The organism is Erysipelothrix sp. P66 (assembly GCF_038682365.1).
Classification (GTDB): Bacteria; Bacillota_I; Bacilli_A; order Erysipelotrichales; family Erysipelotrichaceae; genus Erysipelothrix; species Erysipelothrix piscisicarius.
On the sequence record NZ_CP152290.1, the window covers coordinates 1,560,806 to 1,576,122 of the forward strand.

The window sequence follows — 15,317 nt, forward strand, 5'->3', positions numbered from 1 at the left end:
TTATTTGTACCATCGACTTCCATAAAAAAAATGATGCTAAGCATCATTTTTCATTTCTTGATTTAAATCAATTACACTATCTCGTTCATATAACTTCGGTTTCAATACTAAGCGCTCAACGAAGTCCTTCTCTTCAATCATCCGAATCATAATCTCAATCGTACTTTTTGCCATGGCATCAACATTCAAATCAATAGACGTAATGCCTTCTGAAATATAATCATTCATCTCGAGATTATCAAAACCAACAATCGAAATATCTTGTGGAATGCGATATCCTAAAGCCTCAGCACGTTTTTTGAACCCAAAAGCATTTAAATCATTTGAAGCAACAACTGCAGTAATGTTCTGTTTAAGCAGTACTTCGGCAGCATCATAACCCGTTTTAAAATCGAACCCCCCAAAAAAAACTAGTGACTCATCATACTCTAACTGGTGATCAAGCATCGCTTCTCGGTAGCCTTCATGTCGAAAATAGCCATTCAAAGACGTTTCTCGAGTTGAGATAAAACCTATATTTTGATGACCCTTCTCGATACAATGTGCTGTCGCTATGTATGTACCCAATTTATTATCAAATACAACTTGACTCCCTTTATAATCTTTTAAAGATCGGTCAATTGTGATGGTAGGAATATTTGCCTTTTCTATCATCCGGTTTATTTGTTTTTCATGTCCATACGAATTGGCAGATGCCGCAAGAATGATACCATCCATATTTCTGCGAAAGAGCGAATCGAACAAATTGATATCATTTTCGTAGTGTTCATCCGAGTTAACCATAAGCACTGTGTAATTATAAGCTCTCGCTAATGTCTCGATTTTTTTTGCTAGGTTTGCGAAAAACGGATTTGAAAGATCCGGTATGATTAAACCCAAAGCAAATGTTTTATGTTGCACGAGGCTTCTCGCTGCCATATTGGGTGTATAATTAAGTGATTTAGCCAAATCAATGATTTGTCGTTTTGTTTTAGTTGAGAACCGTTTGGTATCCGGATCTTTCAGTATAATGGATACTGTTGCCACGGATACGTCTGCAAGTTCAGCGATATCCTTTAGCCGTGTTCTCTTGTAATTATCTTTTGTCATAGCGCCCCATCCCTTATATCGTATCTGTTTCTATTATACCTTATTATAATAAAATGCAAATAATCCTTTTATCTTCTTATGTAATGCATATCGAATATTGGCTTATGAATCATTATAATTGTGTTGCATTTTCAATTAAATATTTTGCTTCATACATTTTTATTTATAAAAACACCGCACCATTACTGGTACGGTTGAAAAATAAATTCAACTAAAGTCTTTAACGACATTTCCGACGACTTTATTTCTTATGATTAATGTAGTATTTTATGATTAGTTTTAGTGTTATTTAATATTTCGCTTAATTTTTCATTCATCCGTGTAACATTTATTGTATCTGTTGGTGAATATTCAATCATAGCCAACCATTCCAAGATATTTTTGACTTCTTCTTCATCTCCGGAAATTAAGGTATTGTTGAGATATTCATATCCGCCTACTCCCCCGACATCCTCTGGAGGGCACACACCCTCCGCTTCAATAACCGTTGCGGAAGTATCATATTGTTCGACAATTTCACTAATCACGATATCATGATCCCACCAATCACCAAAATCGTATATATAACGTAAATTCTTCGTTTTATTGTATACATCGCGTATTTGAATGCTAGCGGCATCGATTTCCATTGTGGAACTATCACCTTCAAAAAAACCTACGATTTTCATGTCATTTGGTAAAACGAACTCATATAGATGAGCGTTATTCCATCCCATAGCAGTTTGGATAACGAGATGGAGTTCATACATTGTTAAATCTGCATCAACCACAACTTTACGATAACAACGCTCTTTCATTCCTGTCAGTTCAATAACCACTAAGTACTGATTCATTTTATGCACCTCTTTTAAATTTAGTATATCATACACACTGATAATTATTAATATGTTTTAGTAGTGTTCATGTTTAGGAAATCAATAGAGCATAAACTTAAATATTTTCTTTATGTCTAGAGATAGAGAATAGGATATTGTGATGTAGCATTTCTCAAATGATAACAGAAAAGAATCACATGTCTTTCTATAAATAATGAAGTCCAAAATTTAACGACTTTGAATTAATCTAAAATCAAATGCTTCCAACCAGATAGATCGTTTTTATTCCTAAAAATGGTAGTATTAATATATTTCTGAATGTTTTTGAGTTTGATAGATCTATTTATAAAGAGGAGTTCGCTTCTAACGATGTAATATCAAAATTAACATCATAAGTTATAAAAAGATTCAGCCTGTTTTACAAACAAACGCGTATAAGCAGCATAATTTTCAAAGAAATCCCCAACATCAGTACCATTATGTTCTTGGAAAATTGCCCAGTTCATCCAATAAAATCCGGTAACCGCAAAAGTTCCAATAAAATGATGCTTGTCAGCTTCGCTCATGGTCCCCCCTGCATATTGATCAAGAACCTTCAGAATGGTTGAGTAATCGTAAGGCGAACATACGATAAAGGTCGCAAGGTCTACAGCTGGATCGGCAACCATCGCGAATTCCCAATCAATTAAATAAAAATTATCATCTTGGAAGAGAATATTAGTCGTGTAGATATCATTATGACAAAGAGTCTTCGCATAACCTTCACGTGAAACACACTCATAAATGCGCTCTACGCGTTCACTTAAATCATCATAATCTGAGAAATGGGAACGACCAACATCACCAATTTCTTGCTTAAAGTCTTGAATTTTTTGGAATAAGTCAAACTCCCATTCGCCTTGTATGTTTGCATCATGAAGGTAACGTACTTTCTCGATTACAACTTTAACATCTTCTTCGTTCATATAATCAAAATAGCGTGCATTTTCAATATAATTCGATATCTTCCAGCCCTCAGTCTGATCCATAAATACAAGACTGTTATCTAAGCCAAGTTCTTTCGCTTTCAATTGAGCATAGAACTCACTTTTCCGATTAATATAAGCATCCGTTTCAACGCCTGGTTCACGATAAACATACTTTTTTCCATCAACCTCGAATGTGTAAGAATGATTGGTAAGTCCGCCAAATAGTGGGGTAAAGTTCAAAATGGAATCAATCTCACATTCCAATGTTTTCGCAATGTTTTGTGTGTAATTATTTATGGTGTTTGCCATTTATAACGCTCCTTTTACTAAGTCCCTTTATTATATAATAAACTTTACATAAAAGAACGCTTTTAGGCATGAATTAAGCAATATATGTACTGATTCGATACAAATCTTCTACTCTGATAATTCGATGGAACTAGACCGATACAACGCACTCACATCAGGACATTCAATTGTTTCAATCAGTGCACCACTTTTCAAATCGTAGACATACTGTGTGTAGTTTGGCTTGGATTCAAAGTTCCCAAATAGAACAAGATTTTCTTTACTCGAATCATACCAATACTGAGACCAATAATGATACTGTGCGGTATCACTTATTGGCTCAAGTTTAAGATCCCGACGCTCCATAGTATTTAAATCAATCATTCGAAGTTCGTGACGTTCACTTTTAATGTAGAGCTTGTTATTGATGATAGAATTTTGTACATCACTTGTGAAGGATGGTCCAAATCGCTTAAAATCTGAGATCGACTCAACATTCAAATCCTTATCAATTACAAGAAGCCGGTCTCCTATTGAGCCAATACTATCTGAGATTGGTACATTATCCGCTATATACAAATAAAGATATAGTTTTTCTGAATCCGTGATGAGTTGTGAGGTATAGTGCCTTGATTCCAATGTTTCAGACATCTTCTCAATCATTTTATTTTCAATATTATATCTGTAGAGCTTTCGTTTAATTCCACGTTCAGAATGTTTTTGATTATGGTTATTTTCCGTAAGTACATAAACATCAGAACCAATCACTACAAGAGAAGTTGCTTGTTCATCCTCAATATCGAAAAGTTTCTCGTTGTTCTTATATATTGATGTCAAATAATTTGTAGGTTCCGATCTAAAGCCTTGGTTATCAATGAAATACAAATTTTCTTCATAAAGATATACCTGTGAATCAATCGCATTCAAAGAGGGTTCGAAGTTGTATACTTTTTCGTCTTGGTTCGATAATTTTCCCTTTATAAATTTATCGGATGATATCAGATAGTAAAAATTATTATCAATTTTTAATTTATAAAAATTTCCGCGATATTTTTTCGAGCCTAGAACATGCCCACTCTTATCGAGAAACTTAAACTCCGTGTGATTCAATAAGTTTAGAAATTCTGGTGATTTTGCGCTATGGAAAGTATCGTTCCCTAATACTATTGTTTTAGTATCTTTAAGTGCATTTGTGGAAGGTGTTGAAGAACAGCCTGCAATAAGTAATATCATTAGAATACAGTAAGATAATTTTTTCATGATATCTAGTACCGTGTTCTTTCAAATAAACTTCTTTCCAGAATATCCTTTGGTGAAAGAAACTTTCCAGTCCGTATTGATCTTATAGCTATCATTTCTTGGTTAAATACCACCATTATAATAATCCCCCTTTAATAAAAAAATGATACCAAATTCATTATTGATGCACAAGAAAATCGTTGGCCACCTGAACATCGTTTATCTATGATTCATATCAACGAGCTTAAAAGAGTCGATGCACCTACCGATTCATCAAATAAGAGTTAAATCATTTCTCAAAAAATCACTTTTGGAACTGAAGCACAATATTAAAACTACTCTCAATATTTTTGAGACTTTAAACGTTCAATAACCGATTCTCGATTGAACATACTTGTTGAAATTAGAGTTTGAGTAATCAGTATTAGCGTAGAACCAATAATTGCGTACAAGAGATAGTCCAATCTAAAGTTAAATTCAGGCATCCAAATCACTTTTCTTACAATTGCATACAGTCCATAGGATAGTCCAAAACTTAATACGATTGAGTAAACAATCACTTTCCCTATTGTAAATACAGATTCGTAGAGTAACATCTTACACATGTCCTTGCGTGTCATTCCCACTGACTCTAGGATTGCATACTCGCCTTTGCGTCTATCCTGTTCAGATATAGTTGTATTAAGAATACTCGTAACCGTCATCAAGAGAATCAGACCCATCACTGAAAATAATATTTTTACGATAACATCATAAACATTCTTATCTTGCGTATAGTCTGAGGCTAAGTTTCTAATAGAAAATATTGGCTTCATTCTAATAAGGCTTGTTTCAACTGCATCCGCTTTTTCAGTCTCAATCAACAAACTCCTATTCAGTACAAACTGATAAGGGCTCTCACTCTCAATTCTATCAAACAAAGTTTGGGATACAATATAGTTTACTAGTACCTCACTACGAAAGATCGACTCATTATAGAAAAATTTGAGCACTGAGGATGCACCATCAAATGTGTCAACCTTTAAACCGATGGGATACTCTGATGTTTTTGACATACTTTTCCCATCTGTTCCATCATATGTATAAAAATGGACAAGATCACCAACTTTCAAGTCAGTTAAATGGCGAGATATCTGCATTCTTCCGTTATTATAGTCTGAAATGACGCCTTCAAAATAATCGTTTACCACAATTTCATGAAGATTAACGGAGGGATATAATGTATTGAAATCTTTGTCATCTAAAACGATTATTTTATGTCTCAATAAATATCTCAATTCTTCATCAAATACATCATTGTGATGCCAAATTCCAAGTCGTCCTGATTCTGTTGTCACCTTAAACGTCGAACTTACGTCTTCATTTTCTTCAATTTGACTTCTAATGTCATCAAAAGCGCTCGAATCGATATTCTGTTTTTCAATTTGAATCGCATAATTACCATGATCTAATTTTGCAGAGGCTAAATCTAGGGAAGAAGCCAAGAAAGAAGCAATCAATACCAACGATACAGTACCTATTATCAAAGAACGTTTAAGACCCAAGTATTTTTTTCGATCTCTAACCGTATTTTTATATGACAAAACACCTGCTTGCCCAAAAAACAACTTGATGAATCTTGTTTTTTCTTTTTTCTTATTGATTGTTATCCGCTTGCTTTCACGTATCAATTCAATAGAACTCTCTTTAAATATATTTCTTATAGAACGAAGTAATGGGATATAAACAACTATAAATGAGACTATAAATATTCCTAAAATTAGCTCCATTGTTAGAGTTGGCTTCGCAAATTCCATAATATTATATCCAAATAGGGACGTGTTAGATAATATGGGATAACTCATGTTAAAGATTCCTTGAGACACAAGAAACCCACCCATCAATCCTATAACAACACAAGGAATTGTGGTCAGAAACATCTCAAAAAAAAGTGACCTTCGTATCTGATTTTTAGTTGCCCCAATTGTTGATAGGAGACTTAAAGATTTTGCTTTACTTTCAAGGCTAATGTTCAGGGTGTTATAGAGTGTGAAGATTGATGTTAACGTGAATAAACCCAATAGAACACTTGCCATTACCACTACAACTTTCCACATAATATTCTTATTGTCGCTTAGTCCTAGTAGTTCATTACGAAAATCGTTAAATACTACATCTTCATCTATGAGATTGTTAGACTCCATCATTGAAATAACCGATTTCTCAAAAATCTTTGTGTCATTTTCGAATTGAACATAGACTGTATTGTCATATGACATCATAGCACTCTTAGTTTGATTGTCGTATGCATATTGTCTATCTACAACACCAACAATTGTAACTGCCAATTTTGAGCCATCTGCCCATCTTACATCGAGTTTGTGACCTATAGGATCATCTAAATTCAATGCCTCAAGCATCATTTCAGAAACGTGCATTTCCTCATTGTTTTCTGCCAATCTTCCACTAAGAAGCGTTTGCTGAGAACCTTGTTTGATGAAAGAAAAATCTTCATTATGTAAAGCATAAAGTAAAAAAGTTTGGGGGCTATGTTGTTCAGCATTAAAATCAACCGCCGTTATATCTCCAACTTTTGATGCATACTCATACTTAACAATATCTTCTCCACTTTCAATCAATGCATCCACATCTTTTACATTTCGAAAGTAGACATTATATTGTTCACCGTATTTAAGCGACGATAACTTGTAACTACTATAAAATCCTGAAAATGTTGCGATCACGGCCGTCATAAGACTCACTACAATCATAATGGACAACCATGACATTAGTGTTTGCTTCCAATATTTTTTAAGGTGTCTATATTGAACTTTTAGAAGTGATTTCATCGTATTCTCTCATCTCTAATAATGCGACCATCTTCTATTTCAATAATTCTTTTGGCCTGTGATGCAATAGTTTCATCATGAGTAACCATTATGATTGTTTGTTCGCTCATCTCATTGGTTTCTCTAAGAATTTTAAAGATTTCCTTAGATGTTTTTTTGTCTAAGTTACCCGTTGGCTCATCTGCAAGAATCAGAGTTGGTCGATTCATGAGCGCTCTTGCTATGGAAACACGTTGTTGTTGCCCTCCAGATAATTGACTTGGTAAGTGGTTTACACGATTCACAAGTTCTAAGGACTTTAGAAGTTCTTCCAGATGGATTTCATCAATGTTTTGATTGTCGAGCTCTAAAGGAAGGATAATATTTTCCTTTACATCTAATAATGAAATTAGATTGTAAAACTGATAGATTAAACCTATATGACGTCTTCTAAAAATCGTGAGTGCTTCTTCACTTAATGCTCCAAGATTGGTGTTATCCAATCGAATAACACCACTGGATACAGTATCAACACCTCCAATAACATGGAGAAGAGTCGACTTTCCGCTTCCACTTGCACCCATAATTGCTATAAATTCTCCACTATCCACAGAAACAGAGACGTTATCAAGAGCCTTAATTTCTGCGTCGCCTTGCTTATACGTTTTTGAAACATTTTCCAGCACTAATAATGACATAGTATCACCTCACTTTTATTATATATTTCATGAGAGTGTTATAAGTGATTTATTCGTCACTTAGTAGGTATCCTAATTTCAAACGTATTTTTCTCAATAATTCGAACCGAACCGCCTTGTTTTTCGATTATTTCCTTAGATATTGCAAGTCCAACTCCAACACTCTTGGAGCTAACACTATTTGTTTTAACGAACCTCTCAAAAACTTTTTCTCTAAGTTCCGTCGCGATTTCTTCACCATCATCAGAGATCATAATCTGTGTTTCAAATACATTTTCTTCAATTGTCATGAAGATTGTATTTTGGGCATATCGTGTTTTATTATCAAGTATATTAATGATTGCTTCTAAAAACCACTTTTCATCTACATATATTGTGTTTGCAGCTACTCTAGTTTCAATGCCGAGCTCATTACTTTTTGATGATATATTAAGTTTCAAACTATTCACAAATTCATGAGTATTAACGTGTTTCTTATCCATTTCAATTGTATTTGATTCCAAGCGAACTAGAAGTAAAAGTGAGGTTATCAATGATTCTAGTCGCTCCAATTGTTCTTGATTTTGAAGTAAGAAATCATTATCTGGTGATTCATCTCGTAAAATGTCATTAGTAAGAAGTAAGGAAGTAATGGGTGTTTTAAGTTGATGAGAGATATCAGTTAACGACTTCTTCAGAAAGGTATTGTTGGCATCTAAGTTTCGATTCATTGTCTTGAGAAGAACGGTTATTTTATTGAGTTTTGAATGCAGAATTGATAATTCTCCTTCTTCATATGTGTTGAGTTCATAGTCGTGACTGTTATCATTCAGACGCTTTAAATACTCTGTTAGTTCTTCTATCTCTCTACTCCGATACAAGAGATATCGATACACCAAAATCAAGATACATAGAACCCCGACTAAGATACCAACATATGAATTCATGAAATATGCACATAAAAAACCAACAGATACCCCTAAGATGATACTTTGTGCAAAAAGATGAGCAATTTTCTTATCTCTGAGTATTTTCATGCTTGTATCGGTATCCTTGTCTACGAACGGTAACAATATCTAATTCTCCATTAAACTTCTCCCTTAAGCGTTTAATGGACGCTGAGAGCGCATTATCATTCACATATTCCATAGAGTCCCAAATCAATTCGTAGAGATCTTCTCGTTTAACGATTTCATTTTTATGGCTAATAAAGAATAAGAGTAATCTATATTCTATAGTTGAAAGATTAATCATCTCATAACCAAACTTCACGATTCCTGATTGCATATCGATACTCATGTCACCGTCTATAAATACATGCTTTTCATGTTTCTTTAAAAGCTTTTGTAATCGAACTAAAAGTTCCTTTGATTTAAAAGGTTTAATAATATAATCATCACCACCACGAGTCAGGCCTTCAACTATGCTATCTTCTTCATTTTCAACACTTAGAAATAGAATTGGGGCCTCACTCTGTTGCCGAATAAACGTACAAATATCAAATCCATTGCCATCTGGTAGTCGAACGTCAAGAATATGAATGTTGTATTGATTCAATCCAAGAAAGCGTTCAGCTTCTTGCACAGAAAATACAGCATCAACATGATAGCCTTCTTTTTCTAAGATATATTTTAGACTTCGAGATATTGCTCGATCATCTTCTACAAGTAATAGTTTCATATAGTTATTATACTATTATTTTTAACATAAACCATCGCATTTCTTAATTTGAAATTCAAAAAAATAATACTTCTAAAAAGAGTTTGTTATGTTCATACAAATCGTTGCCTTATTAAGTATCGTATCTTGAATACTTATTCATCAAACAATAAAAAAAATCTCTTTTTAGGAACAAAAAAACCACTCATTGAGTGGTTTGTCTTATCGGTTTAAATGGTGGCCCCAGTCAGAATCGAACTGACGACACACGGAGCTTCAATCCGTTGCTCTACCGACTGAGCTACAGGGCCATTGGTTGCGGGGGCCGGATTTGAACCGACGACCTCCGGGTTATGAGCCCGACGAGCTACCAGTCTGCTCTACCCCGCGATATGTTTAATGCTATGTCATTATAGCATAACTGGTATATAATGCAACCTTATTTCGTAAAGAAATAATATGGCGGAGGAGGGGAGATTCGAACTCCCGCACGCTCTCACGTCTGCTGGTTTTCAAGACCAGTCCCTTCAGCCACTTGGGTACTCCTCCATAGAGTTTTTTGCATTTTAATGTAATTAAATTCCGATAATCCTAAGTGTCAAATTGGTGGACCCTGTAGGACTCGAACCTACGACCAACCGGTTATGAGCCGGTAGCTCTAACCAACTGAGCTAAGGGTCCGCTACATCGGTATTACGCTTTTCAAAATAGAAATGGTAGCGGGTGTGAGATTCGAACTCGCGACCTTCCGGGTATGAACCGGACGCTCTAGCCAACTGAGCTAACCCGCCATAGGAATATTTAATTTTAATAATAAATTGGTCGGGATGACAGGATTCGAACCTGCGACCCCCTGGTCCCAAACCAGGTGCACTACCAAGCTGTGCTACATCCCGAAAATTGGCGCGCCCGACAGAAGTCGAATCCATAACCTCTTGAGCCGTAATCAAGTGCTCTATCCAGTTGAGCTACGGGCGCATATACATCGATTTAAATTAGAACTCCATCAATAAAGTAATGGTGGGGATGAAGGGACTTGAACCCATACGAAGTTACCTTCAACGGATTTTAAGTCCGTTGCGTCTACCAATTCCGCCACATCCCCATTACTGGAGGTTCCTATCGGATTTGAACCGATGATCACAGAGTTGCAGTCTATTGCCTTACCACTTGGCTAAGGAACCATTAACTGTGTCGCGACACATTAACTCGACGATTGTCTTTGTTGTTGTCGTTTCTCACTGTGCTTTTACATTATACATCATCAGTATAGAAATGCAACACTTAAAATACAAAATAATACATTTTTTTTAAAAAAGATTTAATTGTTCCTTTAATTCAACAAAAAGGGCCTTTTTAGCCCTTTTTGATGCGTTTTATCGTTATTTTGTTGCTTTAATTCTTTGCCAATAATCAGAAAGAATTACTTTCATCTCTTTGTCGTAGAAAAATTCTTCGTCCTTATCATAACCTGTGCGTGTGACATAGGAATCGATTCCGTTGAATGCACCACCAGGTCCAGTCACATCATCAATCACAGATTGAATCGGACTTGTATAACCAATTTCTTCAGTGATGCGTTTTGAGACATCTTCTGAAATCATAAAATCAATCCATTTGTGGGCAAGATCTGGATTGGGTGCGTCAACAGGAATGACCATTGCATCCACCCATGTGTTTGTGCCCTCAGCCGGGGAATAAAAGTCCATATCAGGGTTTTCAAGTAAAATTGCATTCGCATCCCCTGAATACATAACAGCAATGTCCTTAGCACCACCAATCATTTGATCAATGATTTCATCGGTACCGTAAACGGGATCCATCGTTTGTTTCATTTCAATTAACCAATCATTCGCTTTTTTGAGTTCGTCTTCTTGTGTCGTATTCATTGAAAAGCCTTGTGCTTTTAATGCAATCATAAAAGCATCACGTTCTGAATCATAAAAGAACAGTTTGCCCTTATACTTTTCATTCATTAAGATATTCCAACCTTGAGTTTCAAGATCTTTACGGTCTACTGTGTTCTTATTATATAGAATCCCTACATTTCCCCAAAAATAAGGAACCGAGTATTCGTTATCAGGATCCATATGACGCCCTTTAAGGCTTGGAATGATATTCTCATAGTTTGTAATCTTTGAGTAATCTATTTTTTGAAGCATGTCTTCCTCACGCATACGTTGCGTTGTGTAGTCAGAAGGAACAATCACATCAAATTTTGAACCGTCCTGGAGTTTGTTGTACATTTGTTCATTTGAAAGAAATTTTTCGTAAATAACGCGAACGTTATATTTGCTCTCAAACTCTGGAATCAATGATTCATCAATATACTCTCCCCAGTTATAAACGCGGAGTTCTTCTTTGGGTTCTTTTGCGCCACATCCCGTTAATACAAGAAGTGATGCAAGTAATGCTACTAAGATTTTTTTCATGAAACAGCCACCTTTCTTTTACTACGTTTCAGAATTGGTAATACATTTATAATGATTAAAACAACGGTAATAATCACAACAATAATTGTTGAGAGGGCATTGACTGTTGGATTAATGCGTTTCGACATTTGATAAACAAGTATTGAGATGTTACTTACACCATTCCCGGTCGCAAAGTATGAAATTACAAAATCATCAAACGACATTGTAAAAGCGATTAGGGCTCCCGAAATAATTGCAGGTGTTAGTTGCGGTAAAATTACCTTACGAAGCGCTACCGTGGGCGTAGCCCCTAAATCCATGGCAGCATCTGCCAAACTTGGATCTAATGACTTTAGCTTTGGTAAGACTGTAAGGATCACATATGGGGTACAGAAGGTTATATGCGCAACAAGCATAGTACCAAACCCTTTTTGAAGTCCCTTCACAGATGCAAACAGAAGCATAAAGCTAATTGCCGTTACAATTTCCGGATTAAGAACTGGAAAGTTATTTATAGTCAAAATTGATTTCTTAAAAATTTTCTTATGTTTACTCAAGCCAATCGCAGTCATCGTTCCAACGACCGTTGCGATAACCGTTGTAATTAAGGCAATAAAAAGCGAGGTTCGAACAGCAGCAGTAATATCGTTACTCTGCGAGAGTTTTCCATACCATTTTGTTGAGAATCCCGACCATGATGTTAACGATCGTGAGTCATTAAAAGAAAACACCATCATGACAAGAATCGGTCCGTAGAAGAAGATGAGCATCAGGATAATACCCAATGGCCCGATCCAACGATTTTTTTCTTTCATTAGATTTTTCCTCCTTTTGGTTTTGATTCATCGTATTCACGATCAAATTTATTCGCAAAATGCATTGAGAGCATAATAAGGACAGCCATGATTAATGAGATAGCACTACCGAAATTATAATCACCGATGTTGATAAATTGATTTTCAATTAAGTTACCAATCAAGACATAACTTCCGCCACCCAAGAATTGAGGAATGACGAAGGTCGAAAGTGATGGTAAGAAGACAAGCGTAATCCCGGAGATTACCCCAGATAATGATAAGGGGAAGACAATCTTACGGAACGTTTCAAAACGATTTGCTCCAAGGTCATAACTTGCCTCAATCAGTGACTCGTCCATTTTCGCTAAAACATTATAGATTTGCATAATCATAAAAGGCAGGAAATTATAAACCATCCCTAGGATAACCGCAAAATCTGTATTCATCATTTTAAGTGGTGCAATCCCAAACAACGCAAGGAAACTATTTATCAGCCCCTTGTCTGAAAGAATACTAATCCAAGCGTACGTCCGAACGAGCATATTGATCCACATCGGAATGGTTACCAAGAGAATCAGGAGTGTTTGCATCCGTTCTGAACGCCGTGAAATAAAATAAGCTAAAGGATATCCTACTAAGAGACAGATGACGGTTGTTATCCCTGCAATTCTAAATGAATCAAGAAGTACTTTTAGGAAGACGGGATCAAAGAATTTTTTAAAGTTAATAAGACTAAACTGGAATGGAATCATTTGGTTCCCTACGGTCGTAAATGCATAAAATACAATCAAGAGCATTGGTACAACAATAAATACGGACATCCAAACTACATAGGGAATAACCAGTGGTCTATATTTCTTCATTAATACGACTCCATTGTGTACATAACATGGATGTCTTCAGGGAAGAAATGGATGCCGACTTCTTTTCCTTCTTCTGAATTATCCGTTGTATGAATGATAAAGTCACGATGCTCTGTTTTAACGACAATTTCGTAATGAACACCCTTGAATAGAATCGACTCAACAACACCCGTTAATTTTCCAAGCTCCACATCAACAATATCAATGTCTTCAGGTCGGATTACGATATCTACCACTTCATTATTTGAGAAACCTGCATCAACGCATTCAAACTGAACACCATCAAATTCCACAAGGCGATCTTCAATCATCGTTCCTTCGATGATGTTTGAATCTCCGATAAATGTTGCGACAAAACGGTTTTCAGGTTCATTATAGATATCCATGGGTTTCCCAATTTGTTGGATTTCCCCTTCATTCATCACGACAATTTTATCTGACATGGTCAACGCTTCTTCTTGGTCATGTGTAACATAAACAAAAGTAATACCCACATTTTCTTGGATTTCTTTAAGTTCACGTTGCATTTCTTTACGCATTTTTAAGTCCAATGCCCCTAAGGGTTCATCGAGTAGCAGTACCATCGGTTCATTCACCAGCGCACGCGCAATCGCAACACGTTGTTGTTGTCCTCCTGATAAAAGTGTTACAGGACGGTGTTCAAAACCGCTTAACCCTACAAGATTCAACATCTTCTCAACTTTTTGCTTAATAATATCTTCGTTTGTTTTCTTAATGCGAAGACCAAATGCGATGTTGTCATAAACATCCATGTGTGGAAAAAGTGCATACCGTTGAAAGACTGTATTAATCTCACGTTTATAAGGAGCTAACTTCGAAATCTCAATGCCTTCGAAATAGACTTCACCAGAACTTTGCTCTAAAAATCCACCTAAGATTCTTAAAAGTGTTGTTTTTCCACAGCCAGAAGGGCCAAGTAGCGTCACAAACTCATTTTCAAAGATATCCAAGTTGATCCCTTTTAAGACAAGTTGATCTTCAAAGCTCTTCACAATATTTGTAAATTGAATTAATGCTTCCATATTCTTCCTCCTTTAAAATACAGGGGGTGTACACACCCATATCACACGTGCTCGTTGTTGATGTTCATTAACCAAGACGTGATTACGATTTCCTTTTATGTAAAAAGTTTGTCCTTTTGAAATCGTTATTGTTTCATCTCCATACCTTAATGATACCTTACCTTGGAGTACATATCCAAATTCTTCCCCTTCATGCGGTAAGATTTCATTGGATTCACCACCTGGCTCGAGTTCTAAAAGGATGGGTTCCATCTCGTTTTTTTGCGCATTGGGTACAATCCAATGGATTGTCGAATCATCGCGTTCATCAATAAAATAATCATCTGCAGTAAATACAACTTGCTCAGCAGACTCTTCTTTAAAGAAGACTGACAAATTCGTGCCCAGCGCCTCCACGATATCGTTAAGTGTTGCAATGGATGGGGACGTTAAGTCATTTTCAAGTTGTGATAAAAACCCTTTGGTTAATTCACTACGGCTTGCGAGTTCCTCTAAGGTCAGACCATTTTTTGTGCGCAACTGTTTGAGTCGTTTTCCAATTTCCATAGTTCCTCCCTTGTTTAGTGTTGGTAAACTTTTATATTAGTAAGTATAAACACAAACTAATTATACATAATGGTTTCTAAAATGCAAACGAATTAATAGAAAAAATGTAAAA

At 35.7% G+C, this 15,317-nt stretch carries 13 protein-coding genes and 9 tRNA genes; all 22 read right to left on the minus strand.

Translation table 11 applies throughout. The annotated features are described in order from the left end of the window. Positions 1-36: 36 nt before the first annotated feature. A complete protein-coding gene (locus AAG186_RS07640; RefSeq protein ID WP_342621579.1) occupies positions 37-1,089 on the minus strand; it encodes a LacI family DNA-binding transcriptional regulator in 1,053 nt (350 codons plus the stop codon). A 254-nt stretch (positions 1,090-1,343) separates the two neighbouring features. Next, positions 1,344-1,922, minus strand: a complete 579-nt coding sequence (locus AAG186_RS07645; protein WP_161636738.1) for a plasmid pRiA4b ORF-3 family protein — start codon at positions 1,920-1,922, stop codon at positions 1,344-1,346. Positions 1,923-2,293: 371 nt separating this feature from the next. After that, positions 2,294-3,181 (minus strand): choline kinase family protein, encoded by an 888-nt coding sequence (locus tag AAG186_RS07650; protein ID WP_342621580.1) that lies wholly within the window; start codon positions 3,179-3,181, stop codon positions 2,294-2,296. 108 nt (positions 3,182-3,289) lie between these two features. Next, positions 3,290-4,420 (minus strand): hypothetical protein, encoded by a 1,131-nt coding sequence (locus AAG186_RS07655; RefSeq protein WP_342621581.1) that lies wholly within the window; start codon positions 4,418-4,420, stop codon positions 3,290-3,292. A gap of 320 nt (positions 4,421-4,740) precedes the next feature. Beyond that, positions 4,741-7,227 (minus strand): ABC transporter permease, encoded by a 2,487-nt coding sequence (locus AAG186_RS07660; protein WP_342621582.1) that lies wholly within the window; start codon positions 7,225-7,227, stop codon positions 4,741-4,743. Further along, positions 7,224-7,904: an ABC transporter ATP-binding protein gene (locus AAG186_RS07665; RefSeq protein ID WP_342621583.1), complete on the minus strand. Its 681-nt coding sequence runs from the start codon at positions 7,902-7,904 to the stop codon at positions 7,224-7,226. Before AAG186_RS07665 ends, AAG186_RS07660 begins: the two co-directional genes overlap by 4 nt. Positions 7,905-7,960: 56 nt before the next feature. Continuing rightward, positions 7,961-8,920 (minus strand): HAMP domain-containing sensor histidine kinase, encoded by a 960-nt coding sequence (locus AAG186_RS07670; RefSeq protein WP_342621584.1) that lies wholly within the window; start codon positions 8,918-8,920, stop codon positions 7,961-7,963. Continuing rightward, positions 8,901-9,563 carry a response regulator transcription factor gene (locus AAG186_RS07675; protein ID WP_342621585.1) on the minus strand — a complete coding sequence of 221 codons (663 nt, stop codon included), beginning with the start codon at positions 9,561-9,563 and terminating at the stop codon, positions 8,901-8,903. The genes AAG186_RS07670 and AAG186_RS07675 overlap by 20 nt, the downstream gene beginning before the upstream one ends. Before the next feature lie 214 nt (positions 9,564-9,777). Further along, positions 9,778-9,853: transfer RNA gene (locus tag AAG186_RS07680), tRNA-Phe, on the minus strand. Between the two features lie 2 nt (positions 9,854-9,855). Beyond that, positions 9,856-9,932: transfer RNA gene (locus AAG186_RS07685), tRNA-Met, on the minus strand. 70 nt (positions 9,933-10,002) lie between these two features. Next, a tRNA-Ser gene (locus AAG186_RS07690) sits at positions 10,003-10,091 on the minus strand. 55 nt (positions 10,092-10,146) lie between these two features. Next, a tRNA-Ile gene (locus AAG186_RS07695) sits at positions 10,147-10,223 on the minus strand. 33 nt (positions 10,224-10,256) lie between these two features. Continuing rightward, positions 10,257-10,333: transfer RNA gene (locus AAG186_RS07700), tRNA-Met, on the minus strand. A gap of 28 nt (positions 10,334-10,361) precedes the next feature. Next, a tRNA-Pro gene (locus AAG186_RS07705) sits at positions 10,362-10,438 on the minus strand. A 5-nt stretch (positions 10,439-10,443) separates the two neighbouring features. Further along, positions 10,444-10,520: transfer RNA gene (locus AAG186_RS07710), tRNA-Arg, on the minus strand. A gap of 40 nt (positions 10,521-10,560) precedes the next feature. Beyond that, a tRNA-Leu gene (locus AAG186_RS07715) sits at positions 10,561-10,647 on the minus strand. A gap of 5 nt (positions 10,648-10,652) precedes the next feature. Next, positions 10,653-10,726, minus strand: a tRNA-Cys gene (locus tag AAG186_RS07720). 198 nt (positions 10,727-10,924) lie between these two features. Next, entirely contained in the window at positions 10,925-11,974 is a 1,050-nt protein-coding gene (locus AAG186_RS07725; protein ID WP_342621586.1) for an ABC transporter substrate-binding protein, read from the minus strand. Beyond that, positions 11,971-12,771, minus strand: a complete 801-nt coding sequence (locus AAG186_RS07730; RefSeq protein ID WP_123171011.1) for an ABC transporter permease — start codon at positions 12,769-12,771, stop codon at positions 11,971-11,973. The genes AAG186_RS07725 and AAG186_RS07730 overlap by 4 nt, the downstream gene beginning before the upstream one ends. Further along, on the minus strand, positions 12,771-13,616 hold the full coding sequence (locus tag AAG186_RS07735) for an ABC transporter permease (RefSeq protein ID WP_342621588.1): 846 nt from the start codon (positions 13,614-13,616) through the stop codon (positions 12,771-12,773). Before AAG186_RS07735 ends, AAG186_RS07730 begins: the two co-directional genes overlap by 1 nt. Next, positions 13,616-14,659, minus strand: coding sequence for a spermidine/putrescine ABC transporter ATP-binding protein (gene potA, locus AAG186_RS07740; protein ID WP_200548909.1), 1,044 nt, complete (start codon positions 14,657-14,659; stop codon positions 13,616-13,618). Before potA ends, AAG186_RS07735 begins: the two co-directional genes overlap by 1 nt. Before the next feature lie 12 nt (positions 14,660-14,671). Then, positions 14,672-15,205, minus strand: coding sequence for an XRE family transcriptional regulator (locus AAG186_RS07745; RefSeq protein WP_125163759.1), 534 nt, complete (start codon positions 15,203-15,205; stop codon positions 14,672-14,674). Between the last annotated feature and the right edge of the window lie 112 nt (positions 15,206-15,317).

Coding starts and splice junctions, on each gene's coding strand:
- AAG186_RS07640 (WP_342621579.1), bottom strand. CDS start 1,089: ATGACAAAAGATAATTACAAGAGAACACGGCTAAAGGATATCGCTGAA.
- AAG186_RS07645 (WP_161636738.1), bottom strand. CDS start 1,922: ATGAATCAGTACTTAGTGGTTATTGAACTGACAGGAATGAAAGAGCGT.
- AAG186_RS07650 (WP_342621580.1), bottom strand. CDS start 3,181: ATGGCAAACACCATAAATAATTACACACAAAACATTGCGAAAACATTG.
- AAG186_RS07655 (WP_342621581.1), bottom strand. CDS start 4,420: ATGAAAAAATTATCTTACTGTATTCTAATGATATTACTTATTGCAGGC.
- AAG186_RS07660 (WP_342621582.1), bottom strand. CDS start 7,227: ATGAAATCACTTCTAAAAGTTCAATATAGACACCTTAAAAAATATTGG.
- AAG186_RS07665 (WP_342621583.1), bottom strand. CDS start 7,904: ATGTCATTATTAGTGCTGGAAAATGTTTCAAAAACGTATAAGCAAGGC.
- AAG186_RS07670 (WP_342621584.1), bottom strand. CDS start 8,920: ATGAAAATACTCAGAGATAAGAAAATTGCTCATCTTTTTGCACAAAGT.
- AAG186_RS07675 (WP_342621585.1), bottom strand. CDS start 9,563: ATGAAACTATTACTTGTAGAAGATGATCGAGCAATATCTCGAAGTCTA.
- AAG186_RS07725 (WP_342621586.1), bottom strand. CDS start 11,974: ATGAAAAAAATCTTAGTAGCATTACTTGCATCACTTCTTGTATTAACG.
- AAG186_RS07730 (WP_123171011.1), bottom strand. CDS start 12,771: ATGAAAGAAAAAAATCGTTGGATCGGGCCATTGGGTATTATCCTGATG.
- AAG186_RS07735 (WP_342621588.1), bottom strand. CDS start 13,616: ATGAAGAAATATAGACCACTGGTTATTCCCTATGTAGTTTGGATGTCC.
- potA (WP_200548909.1), bottom strand. CDS start 14,659: ATGGAAGCATTAATTCAATTTACAAATATTGTGAAGAGCTTTGAAGAT.
- AAG186_RS07745 (WP_125163759.1), bottom strand. CDS start 15,205: ATGGAAATTGGAAAACGACTCAAACAGTTGCGCACAAAAAATGGTCTG.